General features: G+C 66.8%; 13 protein-coding genes. 7 read left to right on the top strand and 6 right to left on the bottom strand.

From position 1 onward, the window contains the following. Positions 1–5: 5 nt before the first annotated feature. Complete coding sequence (locus AC1RNP_RS01490) at positions 6–1202, top strand: acyltransferase family protein (protein ID WP_493049442.1); 1197 nt, start codon at positions 6–8, stop codon at positions 1200–1202. 27 nt (positions 1203–1229) lie between these two features. Here AC1RNP_RS01490 and AC1RNP_RS01485 read toward each other — a convergent pair whose 3' ends face one another. Beyond that, entirely contained in the window at positions 1230–1835 is a 606-nt protein-coding gene (locus AC1RNP_RS01485; RefSeq protein WP_493049441.1) for a cytochrome b, read from the bottom strand. Then, positions 1832–2914 carry a catalase family peroxidase gene (locus tag AC1RNP_RS01480; protein WP_493049440.1) on the bottom strand — a complete coding sequence of 361 codons (1083 nt, stop codon included), beginning with the start codon at positions 2912–2914 and terminating at the stop codon, positions 1832–1834. Before AC1RNP_RS01480 ends, AC1RNP_RS01485 begins: the two co-directional genes overlap by 4 nt. 126 nt (positions 2915–3040) lie before the next feature. Here AC1RNP_RS01480 and AC1RNP_RS01475 point away from each other — a divergent pair, with 126 nt between their 5' ends. Together AC1RNP_RS01475 and AC1RNP_RS01470 are read left to right on the top strand one after the other, a co-directional pair. Then, entirely contained in the window at positions 3041–3553 is a 513-nt protein-coding gene (locus AC1RNP_RS01475) for an RNA polymerase sigma factor (protein ID WP_493049439.1), read from the top strand. A gap of 31 nt (positions 3554–3584) precedes the next feature. After that, a complete protein-coding gene (locus tag AC1RNP_RS01470; RefSeq protein WP_493049438.1) occupies positions 3585–4346 on the top strand; it encodes an anti-sigma factor family protein in 762 nt (253 codons plus the stop codon). 66 nt (positions 4347–4412) lie between these two features. On the opposite strand, the gene AC1RNP_RS01465 is transcribed toward AC1RNP_RS01470, so the two are convergent. Continuing rightward, a complete protein-coding gene (locus tag AC1RNP_RS01465) occupies positions 4413–4853 on the bottom strand; it encodes a MarR family winged helix-turn-helix transcriptional regulator (protein WP_493049437.1) in 441 nt (146 codons plus the stop codon). Positions 4854–5011: 158 nt separating this feature from the next. Between AC1RNP_RS01465 and AC1RNP_RS01460 the strand changes: the two genes are divergently transcribed. The 3 genes from AC1RNP_RS01460 (at position 5012) to AC1RNP_RS01450 (ending at position 8422) form a co-directional block, all read left to right on the top strand. Further along, positions 5012–5584, top strand: coding sequence for a cysteine hydrolase family protein (locus AC1RNP_RS01460; protein ID WP_493049436.1), 573 nt, complete (start codon positions 5012–5014; stop codon positions 5582–5584). Continuing rightward, the gene (locus tag AC1RNP_RS01455; protein WP_493049435.1) at positions 5581–6603 is read left to right on the top strand and encodes an FUSC family protein; all 1023 of its coding nucleotides are present in this window, start codon (positions 5581–5583) and stop codon (positions 6601–6603) included. The genes AC1RNP_RS01460 and AC1RNP_RS01455 overlap by 4 nt, the downstream gene beginning before the upstream one ends. 175 nt (positions 6604–6778) lie before the next feature. Beyond that, positions 6779–8422 (top strand): acetolactate synthase large subunit, encoded by a 1644-nt coding sequence (locus AC1RNP_RS01450; protein WP_493049434.1) that lies wholly within the window; start codon positions 6779–6781, stop codon positions 8420–8422. A gap of 82 nt (positions 8423–8504) precedes the next feature. Here the strand turns inward: AC1RNP_RS01450 and AC1RNP_RS01445 are convergent, their stop codons facing one another. Further along, positions 8505–12194 carry an indolepyruvate ferredoxin oxidoreductase family protein gene (locus AC1RNP_RS01445; protein ID WP_493049433.1) on the bottom strand — a complete coding sequence of 1230 codons (3690 nt, stop codon included), beginning with the start codon at positions 12192–12194 and terminating at the stop codon, positions 8505–8507. 225 nt (positions 12195–12419) lie between these two features. After that, positions 12420–13076, bottom strand: a complete 657-nt coding sequence (locus AC1RNP_RS01440) for an ankyrin repeat domain-containing protein (protein ID WP_493049432.1) — start codon at positions 13074–13076, stop codon at positions 12420–12422. Here AC1RNP_RS01440 and AC1RNP_RS01435 point away from each other — a divergent pair. Continuing rightward, on the top strand, positions 13066–13323 hold the full coding sequence (locus AC1RNP_RS01435) for a hypothetical protein (protein WP_493049431.1): 258 nt from the start codon (positions 13066–13068) through the stop codon (positions 13321–13323). The two genes, AC1RNP_RS01440 and AC1RNP_RS01435, sit on opposite strands and share 11 nt — an antisense overlap. 11 nt (positions 13324–13334) lie before the next feature. On the opposite strand, the gene AC1RNP_RS01430 is transcribed toward AC1RNP_RS01435, so the two are convergent. Beyond that, on the bottom strand, positions 13335–14897 hold the full coding sequence (locus AC1RNP_RS01430; RefSeq protein WP_493049430.1) for a Tle-like phospholipase domain-containing protein: 1563 nt from the start codon (positions 14895–14897) through the stop codon (positions 13335–13337). Between the last annotated feature and the right edge of the window lie 191 nt (positions 14898–15088).

Genomic DNA, 15088 nt, shown 5'->3' with positions numbered 1-15088 from the left:
ATCGCATGGAGCGCATCGTGTCCAGGGAAGGCGGCATCGGTTCGCGCAACGCGGGCATCGATGCGCTGCGCGGCCTCTCGATCCTGCTGGTGGTAGTCCACCACATCGCCCTGCGCATTCCCTTGCGCGAGACCGCGCTGATCGACTTCCTGCCCAAGCGCCTGCTCAACGCGCTCAGCTACAACGGCTACGAAGCGGTCTTCGTGTTCTTCGTGATCTCCGGGTTCCTGATCACGCTGCATTCGTTGCAGCGGTGGGGCCGTCTGTCGGCGATCGACATGCGCGCGTTCTACCTGCGACGCGTCGCGCGAATCGTGCCGTGCCTGTTGCTCCTGCTGGCGGTGTTGTCGGTCATGCACCTGATCGGTGTGCCGAATTACGTGATCGACAAGCCCACGCAATCGCTGGGCGGCGCCTTGCTGTCGGCGCTCGGCCTGACGCTCAACTGGTATGAAGGCCGCACCGGCTGGCTGCCGGGCGGCTGGGATGTGCTGTGGTCGCTGTCGATCGAGGAAGTGTTTTATCTCGGATTTCCGCTCGCATGCCTGCTGTTGCGCGGCGGCAGATGGCTGGCGGTCGGGCTCGCCGTGCTGGCGTTGTCATTGCCGGTCACGCGCGCGGCGCTGGAAGGCAACGAGATCTGGCAGGAGAAAGCCTATCTGCCGGGCATGGCCGCGATCGCGACCGGCGTGCTCGCGGCGATGGCGGTGTGGCGCTGGCGCGCGAGCGTGCGCGAGGCGACGCTGCTGTGCGCGCTCGGTATGACGGGCTGCATCGCCGTGCTGGGCTGGGGCGGCGTGCTGTGGGAGCCGCTGGGCAACGGCACGATGCTGGTGCTCACCGGCTCCGCGGCCTGTCTGATCATGGGATTGCACTGGCGCCAATCGCGCGGCCTCGCAGCGGCACCGCGCGGCACGGGTTGGCTGCGTTCGTTCGGGCGTCTGAGCTACGAGGTGTATCTCACCCATATGTTCGTGGTGTTCGCCGTGGTCGGCTTGTTCCGGTTGAGCGGCGGCGACATGCGTGGCGGGTTCTGGTGGTATCCGCCGGCGCTGTTGCTGTGCTGGGTGCTCGGCGTGGCGGTCGCGCGCTGGTATTCGGAGCCGTGCGACCGGGCACTGCGCCGTCGCTGGCTGGCGCGCGCCCAAACGCCCGTCACCGATGCGCCTGACGTACTGGCGCGCCCTTCATCGCAAGAGTGAGCGTCGCCGCCGGCTTCTCGGCCCTGCCTACGACATCTCCCCATCGACCGCATCGGCTACAGCAGGCGGCGCATCCATGCGCTTGCGCCACAGCATGCTGCGCAGCACGCCATCACGGCGGATCAGGCCGTGATACAGCGCCGCGGCGAAGTGCAGGAGGAAGACGCTGAACAACAGATAGGCCAGCGCGCGGTGCGACCAGCGCAACACCGCGAACCAGGTGGCGTTAACGGGCGCGATCGCGGGCAGCTGCCACCCTCCGCCCAGGCTCACCGGATAACCCCCGGCCGAGAGCATCATCCAGCCGACCAGCGGCAGCGCGAACATCAGCGCGTACAGCAGCCAGTGCGATGCGATCGCGGCTAGCCGCTGCATGCGCGGCAGATCGCCAGGCAGCGGCGGTGGCGGATGCCGCAACCGCCAGACGAGGCGGATGCAGGCCAACGCGAGGATCGTGATGCCGAGCGGCTTGTGCAAGCTCAGCAGCCAGTTGTGCCTGTCCGACACGGTCGAGACCATGCCGATGCCGATGAACACCATCGCCAGGATCAGGATCGCCATCAGCCAGTGCAGCACGCGCGCCGGCAACGAGAAGACATCCGAAGGGAATCGTTTCGAGGAGGGCAGGCTCATCGACGAGGCTCCTGTGATTGTGCTGCCGCGCCCTTCGCTTCTTCGAGCGTGCGGCGGCGATAGGACTCGGCATACGCGGCCGAACGCGCCGGCAGCAGCGGATCGTCGGAAGCGGCGATGCCCTCGGGCAGGACCAGCGGATCGAAGTTGATGTCCCGGCATTCGCCGTGGTCCTGCGGCTGGCTGCGTTCCAGCGTCACGATGCCGGCATCGATGTCGCGGCGATCGGCGGGCCAGGCGCGGGTCGCATCATGGGTGGGATCGCCGGGTGCGGCCAGCGTCACCAGCAAGTGCCAGCGCAGCGGCCCCTGGGCGAGACGTTGCACGAGCTCGTCGTCGAGTACGTTCCTGTCGCGTGCCGTCGCGCCTTCCGGCGCCGGAGTGCCGTCGGGCACCACGCGCCAGCGCACCGCATGGCGCGTGCCGGTGGCGTCGATGAAAAAGAACGCATTCAATCCGTAATAGGTTTCGCTCGCGTAGCTCGCCGAGGGCCGGTGGCTTTTCATCCAGGCGAGGAAGGGCGCGCTTTCCGGATGCGCGGCGAAGAACGCGGCCTGCTTCGCGGGATCCGGTTTGCCGGTCGCCGGATCGGGCCGGCTGGCGAGCATCTGCTCGTAGAAGGCCTGTGGCGTGGCGACGGCGAAGAACGGCGTGTTGTTCATGCCGGTGCGCCATTGCTGGCCGTCGGCCTGGGTAAAGCGCAGGGCGAAACTGCGGATCGGCACGCCGTCGTCGGGCGCCTGCGGATTGCCGCCGGGAATCGCGAACCGTCCGACCACGGGCGTGCGCCCCGGCGCGAACAATGCCGCCCTGGAGTACGCCGCAGCCGCGCCGTTGCTGTCGAAATATCCGGTGACGCAGACGCCCTTGGCGTGATTGCGGCGATATCCGGGATGCAGGCCGCCGTTGGTCTGCAGGCCGTCGACGAACCGTTGCGGTGTCAGCCTCCCGGGATCGAGCCAGCCGCCGACGTAACCGAAGGCGAGGGCGCTGCCGGCGACGGCGAGTGCGATCAGGGCCCAGCGTGGCCCATCGCGCCGTGGCGGCGCGGGCGTTTCATGGGCGGTCTCTGGCGGCATGCGGGAATCCGGAGGTGGCGATGCCTGGATGACGACCGGCGGCAGGCTTTATTCCCGCCCTCGCGGAATAAACTCGGCGCGGCGACGTCTTCCCTGGGACGACGCCCCGAATCCGCCCGCTTTCCCATGTCCGCCGCCGACATCGACACCAGCCTGCGCGAACAGTTGCCCGCCTTGCGCCGCTATGCGCGCTGGCTCGCGCGCGATCCGCACGCGGCTGACGATCTGGTCCAGGCCGCGCTGGAACGCGCGATCACGCGCTGGGACAGCCGCCGCGACGAGGAGGCGCTGCGGCCGTGGCTGTTCGCCATCGTCTATCGCCGCTTCCTCGACGGACGGCGCCGCGCGAAACGCGATGCCGGCCTGCTGGCGGCCCTGGGCACCTCGACCGACACCCAGCCTTCCGTCGAGCGCGAGCATCTCGCGCGCTCCACGCTGGATGCCCTGGAACGATTGCCGGTCGAACAGCGCAGCCTGCTGATCCTGGTTTCGGTGGAAGGTTTGAGCTATCGCGACGTAGCCGAGATGCTCGAAGTTCCGATCGGCACCGTCATGTCGCGGCTGTCGCGCGCGCGCCAGGCCTTGCGACGGCTCAGCGAGGGCGAAACGCCGGCGCCCGCGCTGAGGCTGTTGAAATGATCCCCGCCATTCCTCCGACAAATCGTCCCCGATGAGCACGACACCGACCGAATACGAACTGCATGCCTACGTCGACGGCGTGCTGGAGGGCGCGCGCCGCGCGGAGGTCGAGGCGTGGCTCGCCCAGCATCCCGAGCGCGCCGCCGAACTGCGCGCCTGGCAACGCGACGCGCAACAGCTGCGCGCGGCATTCGCGGGCGAAACCCTGTCCGCAGCGCCCGAACTCGATCCCTCGCGTCTGCGCGCGAGCCTGGCGCGTGCGCGCCGCGTGCGCTACGCGATGGCCGCCTCGGTGCTGTTGAGCATCGGCATCGGTGGGCTGATGGGGTGGCAGATGCGCGGGTGGACGCAGCCGGCAGCGGTGGCTTCAGTGGCGGTGCCGATGGGCGATGCGATCGCGGCGCACCGGCTGTTCGCGACACGCCATGACTTGCGTCCCGATCGCGCCGCCGCCAACGGCGATCTGCAGGCCTGGCTGGATACGAACTTCCGCGAACCGATGCGGCTGCCGGACCTGCGCGCCTCCGGGTTCCGCCAGAGCGGCGCGCGCCTGCTGGCGACCGAGCAGGGCACGGCCGCGTTGATCGTCTACGAGAACGCGACAGGCGAGGCGATCAGCTTCTACATTCGCCCGCCGGGGCCGCGGCATCGCCTGCTGCCGCGCGGGGACCGGCGCGACGGCGATCTGCTGGCGCAGTATTGGTCGCGTGGCGGCTACAACTACGCGATGGTCAGTCGCGACGACGACAGCAGTGCGGAGATCGTCCGGCGCGTATTGCGGGATTCGATCTGATCCGCGCCATCGCCGCGAGTGTTCGCGAGATGCGCGAAACGCGATGAGCGATTCGTCGGCGGAACCCTATTTGCTTCTGGGTTCGGGAAACGTCGCGATCCGCTCCATCAGATGACCGGCTTCGATCAGGCGTTCCCGCTCCTTGGCGGTCAAGCGCGTCTGCATGACATCGATCAGCCAGTGCTCGCGGCGGGCGCGGCTTTCGCCGAGCAGGCGGCGGCCCGTCTGCGTCAGCTGCACCCTGACCTTGCGACGATCCTCGGCATCGGGGATCCGGACGATGAGGTCGTCCTCTTCGAGATCGCGCAAAGCCTTGGCGAGATTGGAGGAGCGCATGCCTTCCGACGCAGCCAGCAGCGAGGGTGTGGCGTCCTTGCCGAGACGGTCGATGGCGCCCATCAGCAGCAAGCGCGCCCAGGGCAGCGTTTCGGTCTGTGCTTCCTGGCGTAGACGGCGCACCAGGGACATCAGTTGTTCGCGCAAGCGTCTGGCGTCGGCATTCTTCATCGGCGGCGGGATTCCAGAGCGGATCGACAGCTTAACCTGGGGCTAAACAAGCCGAGCGTGTGGAGGGAAGTGCATGATTGATATATAAAGATAGCTATTTTAATATAGCTAAATACTCAACCCCAGACAAGCCTCTTCCCGAGCCGCGGAACCAAGAAATGAACACCGCACTGATCGGCCTCGACTACATCGTCGACATTGCCCATCCGGATGGAAAAATCGCGCGCTCCGCTAGGCACGTCGCCGAACGCGACGTGATCGCCAAGGCCAACCGCGCGCTGGCCATCGCGCGGGAGAAGGGCTGGTTCCGCATCCTGGTCAGGGTGGGGTTCGCGGCCGGCTATGCCGATCAGCCCAGGCAGTCGCCGATGTTCGGCCGGGCGCACGCGCTTGGCGCGATCGCCCTCGATGGGCCGGGAACGGCGTTTCATCCGGAGCTGCAGGTCGAACTCGCCGACCTCGTCATCACCAAGCCCCGCGTGAGCGCCTTCTACGGCACGAGCCTGGACGCGGCGCTTCGCGCGCATCGCATCGAGCGGCTCGTGATCTGCGGCGTCAGCAGCAGCTGGGCGGTGCAGAGCACGGCGCGCGATGCGCATGACCGGGACTATCAGGTCATCGTTCTCGAGGATGCCTGCGCCGCCGCTAGCGAAGAAGAACATCGCAGTTCGATGGCGCTGCTGGCCACCATCGCCAGCGTCATCACCGTCGAGGAACTGTCGCGGCTGTGACGACCATCGCCGGCAGCTGGATGCATGCCGAGATCGATGCGCCGCGGCTGCGGCGCACCGTGATCGTGTTGCTGCCGCTGTTGCTGGTTGCCCTCGTGACGGGTGACGAGCGCTGGCTGGGCGCGCTGGTGGTCACGATCTCTTGTTTCATCGCGTTCGACAGTGCTTCCCTCGCACCGACGGGTGTCTTGCTGCACGGGCTGGTCGTCCTGATCGGATTTCTGGCGCTGTTCTTTGCACTCCGAGTGCCCGTAGTTTTCGTCCTCGGCTGCGCCGTGTTGGCGGCCATCACGACAGGCATCACGCGTTATGGCAGCGGCTTGCGTTCGCTGGGCAGCTTTACGTTCGTGCCTGCGTTGTATCTCGCTTGCGAGGCTGCGGAAAACTGTCCGCCGGCGATGTTTCCGCAACGCGCCGCGCAGCTCTTGCCGTATTTCTGTGCCGCGATCCTTCCCGTCCTGGTTGCATCGCTGGTGGTGCATTCGCGGAACAAAGCGTTTCGCGACGGCGGCATTCTTGCCAAGCTGACCAGGCTTCGAGGCGAAGGCGACTTGGGAGAACGCCGCCTGGCCGGCGAGGCCGTCGTTGCGGTCGTCCTGGCCGTGTCGATCGCCGCCGCGCTGGTCGAGTGGCTGCGGCTCGATCACGGGCAGTGGGTGGTGTGGTCGGCCGCGAGTATCGTCACTGGCGATATCGTCACGGCGCGGCGCAAGCTGCGTGATCGCTTTGGCGGCGCGCTGGTGGGCGTTCCGGTTGGGATCGTGCTTGGCTTCATGCTGCCGCACGCGACCATCGCCTATCTGCTGACAATGGCCGCGATTCCGCTCACCTTCGTCTCGTTTCGTCGCTACTGGGTAGGCTTCGGCGCGCGCTGCGCCTGCATCGCCTGCGCCCTGGTCCTCGCCGGCCAGTCCGCGGCCATCGCGGAAGAGCGCGCGCTCAACGTGCTGCTGGGCGGCGCCATCGGTGCCCTTTGCGTATTTGGCATTCACGCGATGGCGCGTAGCATGCGCGCATGAACATCCCTCGCGTGCGGCCGTCGTTCCGTGCCGCATGGTCTTCCGACCTCCCTCCGCCCGCCGTCCCGGTGGGCGCGATCGTTCCGGATGCCGTATCGAAGACGCCATCACGTGCAGCGGGGCATGAGCTTCTTCCAGCAGCGCGGACTGCGCTTCGAATATCGAGGAGATTGCGATGAAGGCGGCGGAATTGTTCGTCAAGGCCTTGGAGGCCGAGGGTGTGCGTCACATCTTCGGCGTTCCCGGCGAAGAGAATCTGGATTTTGTCGAAGCGCTGCGGCATTCGTCGATTCGTCTGATCGTCACGCGCCATGAGCAGGCCGCCGGTTTCATGGCGGCGACGTGGGGGCGCCTCACCGGCGAGGCGGGCGTGGCGCTGTCCACGCTCGGGCCGGGCGCCACCAATCTGGTCACGGCCGCCGCGTATGCGCAGCTGGGCGCGATGCCGATGCTGATGGTCACCGGCCAGAAACCGATCCGCACGCACAAGCAAGGTTTGTTCCAGCTGGTGGACGTGGTCGACATGATGCAGCCGCTGACCAAGTACACGCGTCAGATCATCTCGGCGGCGACGATTCCGGCGCGCATCCGCGAAGCCTTCCGCCGCGCCGAGGAGGAGCGGCCGGGCGCGGTGCATCTCGAACTGCCGGAGGATGTGGCCGGCGACAACGCCGACGATGCGATCCTGCTGCCCACCGAATACGCGCGCCGCCCCCTCGCCGACGATGCCGCGCTGGCGCAAGCGGCCGAGGCGATTCGTAATGCTCAACAGCCGATCCTGATGATCGGCGCGGGCGCCAACCGCCAGCGCACCGCCAAGGCGCTGCGCGATTTCGTCGACAAGCTCGGCATCGCCTTCTTCACCACGCAGATGGGCAAGGGCGTCGTCGACGAGGAACATCCGCTGTGGCTGGGCAATGCCGCGCTTTCAGATGGTGACTTCGTACATCGCGCCATCGATGCCGCGGACGTGATCATCAACGTCGGCCACGACGTGGTGGAGAAGCCGCCGTTCTTGATGCGCAAGGGCCGGCGCACGGTCATCCACATCAATTTCTCGTCGGCCGAGGTCGACACGGTGTACTTCCCGCAGATCGAGGTCGTCGGCGACATCGCGCACACGGTCGAATGGCTGACCGGGGCGATCGAGCCGCAGGCGCATTGGGACTTCGCCTTCTTCGACAAGGTGCGCGTTGCTTTTCATGAGCAGCTGCATGCCTACGCCGACGATCCGCGTTTCCCGATGCATCCGGTGCGCATCGTCGAGGACACGCGCAAGGGCATGCCGGACGACAGCATCCTGTGCCTGGACAACGGCATGTACAAGATCTGGTACGCGCGCTACTACCGTGCCCGCAGCCCGCACACGGTATTGTTGGACAATGCGCTGGCGACGATGGGCGCCGGCCTGCCGTCGGCGATCGCGGCGAAGATGGTGCATCCGCATTGCAAGGTGCTGGCGATCTGCGGCGACGGCGGCTTCATGATGAACGCGCAGGAGCTGGAGACGGCGGTGCGGTTGAAACTCGATCTGGTGATCCTGCTGCTGCGAGATGATGCCTACGGCATGATCCGCTGGAAGCAGGCGGAGATGGGATACGAGGACTACGGAATGCACTTCGGCAATCCCGATTTCGTCGCCTTCGCCGAGGCGCATGGTGCGCACGGGCATCGTCCGGCCAGCGCCGACGAATTCCTGCCGACGCTACAGCGTGCCTATGATCAGGGTGGCGTGCATCTGATCGATCTGGCGATCGATTATTCCGACAACCATCGCGTGCTCAACGAGGAAATCCGCGAGTTGAGCGCCGCAGTGTAGAAAGTCATCGATCAAAGCGGCGCCAGCCCCTCTCCCGCAAGCGGGAGAGGGGCTTAGGAGGCATGGTCGAATCGATCGCGGATCAGGCTGCCTGCACGATCCGCAGCGGGTTCTTCCATTCCTTGAGCAGCTCCGCCTCGCGCGCCTTGGCCTTGTGCAGGTGCGCTTCCTTGACGTGGCCGTAGCCGCGGATCTGTTCGGGAATGCCGGCGATCTCCACTGCCAGGCCGACGTTGCCGGCATCCAGCGTATCGAGCAGGCCACCGATGGTCTTCTCGTAATCGGCGATCAGCTGGCGCTCGCTCTTGCGCTCGGCGGTGTAGCCGAAGATGTCGAGCGCGCCGCCGCGCAGGCCGCGCAGCTTGGCGAGCAGCTTGAAGGCGGTGAACACCCACGGGCCGTATTCGCGCTTCTGCAGGCGTCCTTCGGCGTCCTTCTTCGCCAGCAGCGGCGGGGCAAGGTGGAAGTGCACCTTGTAGTCACCGTCGAACTGCTGTTCGATACGGCGCTTGAATTCGCCGCTGGTGTACAGGCGCGCCACTTCGTATTCGTCCTTGTACGCCATCAGCTTGAAGAAGTAGCGGGCGACGGCTTCGGACAGGTCGGTGGAGCCGGGGACCTTGGCGATCTCCACATTGCGCACCTTGGTGACAAGGTCGGTGTAGCGCTTGGCGTAAGCGGCGTTCTGGTAGTCGGTGAGGAAGGCGCCTCGGCGGCTGATCACTTCGTCGAGCGAGCGCGACAGGCGCAGGTCGTCGAGCGGGAGGAAGCTGACGTTGTCATTGCCTTGCGCAGGCACGTGGCGCAGTTCGTCGCCGCGACGCTGCGGCGCGGGTGCGGCGGTCGCGCCCCATTCGGTGCTTTCCCATTCGCCCGGCGGCAGCGATTGCAGCGCGTTCGGGGTGCTTTCGGCGGCGGTGAGCGCGTTGCGAACGATGCCGGCGGCCTCGGCCACGGCGTCGGGATCGACCGCGGCCAGTCGGCCCCAGGCGAAGGCGGTCTTGTTCATTTCGATCGCGGCGCCGTTCAATTCCACCGCGCGCATCAGCGCCTCGAACGAGATCGGCACCAGGCCGCGCTGCCAGGCGTAGCCGAGGATGAAGAGGTTGGCGGCGATGGCATCGCCCATCAGCGCGGTGGCGAGTTGTGTGGCGTCCACCAGCATGGGGGCGCCATCGCCCATCGCCTGCTTCACGGCATGCACGATGTCGGTGGCCGGGAACTGCATGTCCGGACGTGTGGTGAAGGTGCCGGGCATCGCTTCGTAGGTGTTGAGCACGACTTGGGTGCGGCCGACGCGGATCTTCGACAGCGCCCAGTAGTCGTTGACCACGACCATGTCGCAGCCGAGCACGAGGTCGGCCTCGCCCGCGGCGATGCGCACCGCGTGCAGGTCCGCGGGCGTGCGCGCGAAGCGGATGTGGGTGGTGACGGCGCCGCCCTTCTGGGCGAGGCCGGTCTGGTCGAGGACGGTGGAGCCGCGGCCTTCCAGATGTCCGGCCATGCCGAGCAGGGCGCCGATGGTGACCACGCCGGTGCCGCCGACGCCGGTGATGAGGATGTTCCAGGGCTGCGACAGGTCGGTGGCGAATTGCGGCATCGGCAGGTTCGCCAGGCGATCCGCCGCGCTTGCTTTCTTGCCTTTACGCGGTGCGCCGCCGTGCACAGTGACGAAGCTGGGGCAGAAGCCTTCGACGCAGCTGTAGTCCTTGTTGCAGTTGCTCTGGTCGATCTCGCGCTTGCGGCCGAACTCGGTGTCCTTGGGCAGCACGGAGACGCAGAAGCTCTTCACGCCGCAGTCGCCGCAGCCTTCGCACACGAGCGTGTTGACGAAGACGCGCTTCTGCGGATCGACCATCTTGCCGCGCTTGCGGCGGCGGCGCTTCTCGGTGGCGCAGGTCTGGTCGTAGATCATGATGCTGACGCCCTTCACCTCGCGCAGGCGTTTCTGCGTGGCGTCGAGTTCGCGGCGGTCGAGGAATTCCACGCCGGACGGGAAGATGGTCTTGTCCGCCCATTTCTCGATGTCGTCGGAGAGGACCACGATCGTCTGCACGCCTTCGGCGCGCATCTGGTGCGCGATCTGCGGCACCGACAGCGTGCCGTCGACCGGCTGGCCGCCGGTCATCGCCACCGCGTCGTTGTAGAGAATCTTGTAGGTGATGTTGACGCCGGCCGCGATCGACTGGCGGATCGCCAGCGAACCGGAGTGGAAGTAGGTGCCGTCGCCGAGGTTCTGGAACACGTGCGGCGTATCGGTGAACGCGGCCTGCCCGCACCAGGTGACGCCTTCGCCACCCATCTGGGTGAAGGTGTCGGTGCTGCGGTCCATCCAGGTGACCATGTAGTGGCAGCCGATGCCGCCGAGCGCGCGGCTGCCTTCCGGCACCTTGGTGGAGGTGTTGTGCGGGCAGCCGGAGCAGTAGTGCGGCACGCGCGGGAACTGCGCGCGCGGCAGGGCCAGTTCGCTTTCCTTGGCGTCCATCCAGCGCAGCACGTCGCGCATTTGTTCGGAGTCATGGAAGCGCTGGATGCGGCGCGCGATCACACCGGCGATGCGCGCGGGCGTGAGCTCGTTGGTCGACGGGAGAATCCATTCGCCGCTTTCGTCGTACTTGCCGACGATGCTCGGACGGTCACCATCGAAGTTGTAGAACAGCTCCTTCATCTGGCTTTCGATGAAGCTGTGCTTCTCCTCGACCACGACGATGTCCTGCAGGCCGCGCGCGAAGTTGCGGATGCCGATCGGCTCCAGCGGCCAGGTCATGCCGACCTTGTAGACGCGGATGCCGAGTTCGGCGCAGGCGCGCGCGTCCAGGCCGAGGTATTCCAGCGCCTGCAGCACGTCGAGATAGCTCTTGCCGGTGGTGACGATGCCCAGGCGCGCGTTCGGCGAATCGATCACGGTGCGGTCGATGCGGTTGGCGCGGGCGAAGGCTTGCGCGGCCTTCACCGCGTAGCGGTGCAGGCGCATTTCCTGGTCGAGCGGCGGATCGGGCCAGCGGATGTTCAAGCCGCCCGGTGGCATCTCGAAATCGTCCGGGGTGACGATCTGCAGCGCGAATGGATTCACATCGACGGACGCGGAGGATTCCACCGTCTCGGCAATCGTCTTGAAGCCGACCCAACGGCCCGTGTAGCGCGACATCGCCCAGCCGATCAGGCCGAGTTCGAGGATGTCCTGCACGCCGGCCGGATTGAGGATCGGCATCATCGCGCTGGTGAATTCGCCTTCCGAGCCGTGCGGCAGCGTGGAGGAACGGCAGGCGTGGTCGTCGGCCGCCAGCGCCAGCACACCGCCGTGTTTCGACGTGCCGGCGGCGTTGCCGTGCTTGAACACGTCGCCGCAGCGATCCACGCCCGGGCCCTTGCCGTACCACATGGCGTAGACGCCATCGACCTTGGCGCCGGGGAACAGGTTGGTCTGCTGCGTGCCCCAGACCATGGTCGCGCCGAGGTCCTCGTTGAGGCCGGGCTGGAATTTCACGCCGGCTTCGGCGAGATATTTCTTCGCGCGCCACAGTTCCAGGTCGAAGCCGCCGAGCGGCGAGCCGCGATAGCCGGAGATGAAGCCGCCGGTGTTCAGGCCGGCGGCCTGATCGCGCAGCCGCTGCATCAGCGGCAGCCGCACCAGCGCCTGCACGCCGCTGAGGTAGATGCGGCCCTCGGTGCGGGTGAACTTGTCATCGAGCGTGTAGTCGGGGTCGACCACGCCGTGCGTGAGCAGAGTGTTGGCGGAGGCGGGCGAAGACAGTTCGGCGGTGCTGGTCATGGGGCCTGCTCGTGGCGACGGCGCGTGGAACGCACCGCTGGCTGCGGAAAGGCGGCGATTTTAACAGTGCGCGCGCTTCCCCTTCTCCCCTCGGGAGAAGGTGCCCGAAGGGCGGATGAGGGCGGGAAAATCCCGACCCACTGAACCGTCCTCGGCCAGTCGTTCTCGCGCCCTCATCCGGCGCTGTGCGCCACCTTCTCCCGGCGGGAGAAGGGAAATGCGGCGCTACTGCGCGTCTTCGATCGGGATGTTGTGCTTGAGCAGCCAGTCCTTGATCGCCTCGCGCTGGCGGCGGGTCTCGCCGTTGAGGACCTTGTCCGGCGTCATGAACAGGTAGCGCTGGAAGGTCGAGCCGCGGGCGTTCTTGAGGTTCGGGTTGGCGCCGTCCTCGAGCAGCTGCAGGGCGCGGCCCATCTCGTTGATCTTGGCGGCCACGTGCAGGGCGGAATTGCCCTGGCGGTCGACGGCGTCGAGCTTGGCGCCGGCCTTGAGCAGCAGATCGGCGTTCTCGGCACGTTCGGTCATCAGCGCGGACATCAGCGGCGTGGCCTGGGTGAGCGTGTTCGGAGTGTCGGGGCTCACGCCGCGCGCCAGCAGGGTTTCCAGCCAGTACTTGGTGTTGGCCTGGGCGGCCAGGTGCACGGCGGTGTTGCCGTCGCTGTCGCCTCGGGTGGGGTCGGCGCCGGCGGCGAGCAGGGCTTCGAAGCCGCTGCGGGTCTGGTTGAGCATCGCCCACTGCAGCAGCGGCAGCCCGTTCTCGCCCTCGGCGTTGGGATTGGCGCCGCCGGCGACCAGTTCGCGAATCTTGCCGGCATCCCCGTCCTTGACGGCCTCGGCCAGGGTGGCGGTGGTGGAATCGGTGAAGATCTTGTTGCTCGACATCGCAGAGGTTCCTGATCGGGCGCAGGCGGTGCAGGCGAACAGCATAAGCGACGCCAACAGCGCCAAGCGAACGCCGGACCGCAGCGCGGAAACTGTCACGGAAGGGGTCGTCTCATGGGAGAGTCCGCGGGAGATCGCGGTGGAACACGCATTCGATGATGGGATCATGGGCTTCAAAATGAACAGGCCCGGCTGCCGAATACAGCCGAGCCTGCAGCATAACGGAACGAAAGAAATGGACCGTTAGAGGAAGGACTGTCACCAGTTCCAGGGCATCGCCTTGCTGACCTTGTCGCCGACCCAGCTGGCACCGTCGGCGATCTTGCCGCCGGTCCACTTCAGGCCGTCGACGGTCTTGCCGCCGAGCCACTGCGCGCCGTCCGTCAGGGCCTGCGCGCCGTCGCCGAGGCGATCGACGCCCCATTCGACCAGGTCGCCGCCCTTGTCGGTCAGCCATTCCACGCCCTTGCCGAGGCCGTCGGTGCCCTTGGCGACCAGGTTGCCGCCGCCTTCGACCAGGCTGGCGACGAAGTCGAGCGGTTTCTCGACGATCGTGCCGCGGCCGACGTCGCGCAGCAGCTGGCCGCCGGTGTCGGTGACGTTCTGCACCGTGTCGCCGGCCAGCGACAGCGTGTTCGACGCGGTCTTGCCGACCAGGTTGAGGCTGCCGTCGACCACGTCGCCGACGATGCTGACCGTGCCTTCGACGTAGTTGCCCTGGCCGTAGTCGTTCTGGGCGGTGGTCTTGATCTCGCCGACGGTGTCCTTGACGGTGTTGACGGTGTCGTTGAAGTTGCTGCGGACACTCTGGGCGAGGTTGCCGATCTGGTTGAACACCATCTCGCCGCCGTTCTGGATGGTGTTGAACACCAGTCCATGTTCCTTCGGCTCGTAGGGCGTCTGCGTGCGCAGCGATTCGACGTAGGACGTGTCGTCGCCGCTGCCACCGTGCGTGCCGATGACCGGCGTGGTACCGGGCACGGGAGCGACGCGCAGTTCGTGGCCGACGGCGTTGGGCGGCGAGCCCACCGGGATCGGGAGGATCGGCAGATCCTGCTGCGCGAGCGTCAGCGGATCGGTGTTGACCACATAGCGGCGGATCTGGCCGCTGTCGGCCAGATCGTCGCGCACCGCGTTCGGATTCATGCCGAGGGCGCGCAGGCTGTCGTTGCTGACACCGGCGGCGTTGAAGGTGACGGCGCTGGCGTCGACCGACAGGGCTGCGAACGACGCCAGGCCGCCACCGAGTGAGTGACCGGCGAAGGCGACGTTGCCCTTGCCGAATTCGTCCGTGGCTTCCTTGGCGAGCGCCATCGCCTGGTTGTACTGCTTGGTCTCCAGGCCGAAGGCCTGTCCGGCGTCGGCGCGCAGGTCGCCCATTTCCTTCGGATTGGTGCCGGCGTAGGCGACGACGTACTGGCCCTGCGGGTTCTGGAAGATGGCCGCGCGGAAGCCGCTGGTCGTGTCCTCCAGCATCTTCGGATCGATGTTGATCCGGTTGCCGTTGGCGTCGACCAGGTGATCGGGGTTCTCGCCCGGCGCCGTCTGCAGGCGGGTCCAGCCCGCGGCCTTCAGTTCGGCTTCGGACTTGGTGCCGGTGAGGCCGGTCTCGGCATCCGGAACGTCATACGAATCGTTCGCCATCTGCGCGAACAGCAGATCGTTCTGCTGCTGCGGATTGGTGCCGGCGATGCTGTCGCTGAAGGTGCCATCGCCCCTGGGCGCCGGTTGCGGCTCCGGAGGAGGGGGCGGCGGCGGCGGCGGCGGCGGGGGAGGTGGTGGAGGCGGCGGTGGCAGATAAGGTTCGATGGGGAAGCCCATTGTCGCGTCTCCACGGAGAATTCCGGTCAGTGGCGCGCAGCATAGGCAAGCCGCTCCCAGACTGAACAGCTAGGACTAACCCTAGTGGTGAGCGAGTTGAATGCGGGGTCGCGGGCGAAGTTGGCCCGTTTTGTGACACCTGGCGGGAATCGGCGCGGGTTTGGCCGTGGTCGATTGCCTGAACTAAGCCA

The sequence above is a fragment of the Luteimonas sp. GW821-FHT14E02 genome (genome assembly GCF_058803905.1).
The sequence above is the reverse complement of the archived record's forward strand: the minus strand, read 5'-3'. Positions and strand labels throughout refer to the sequence as shown.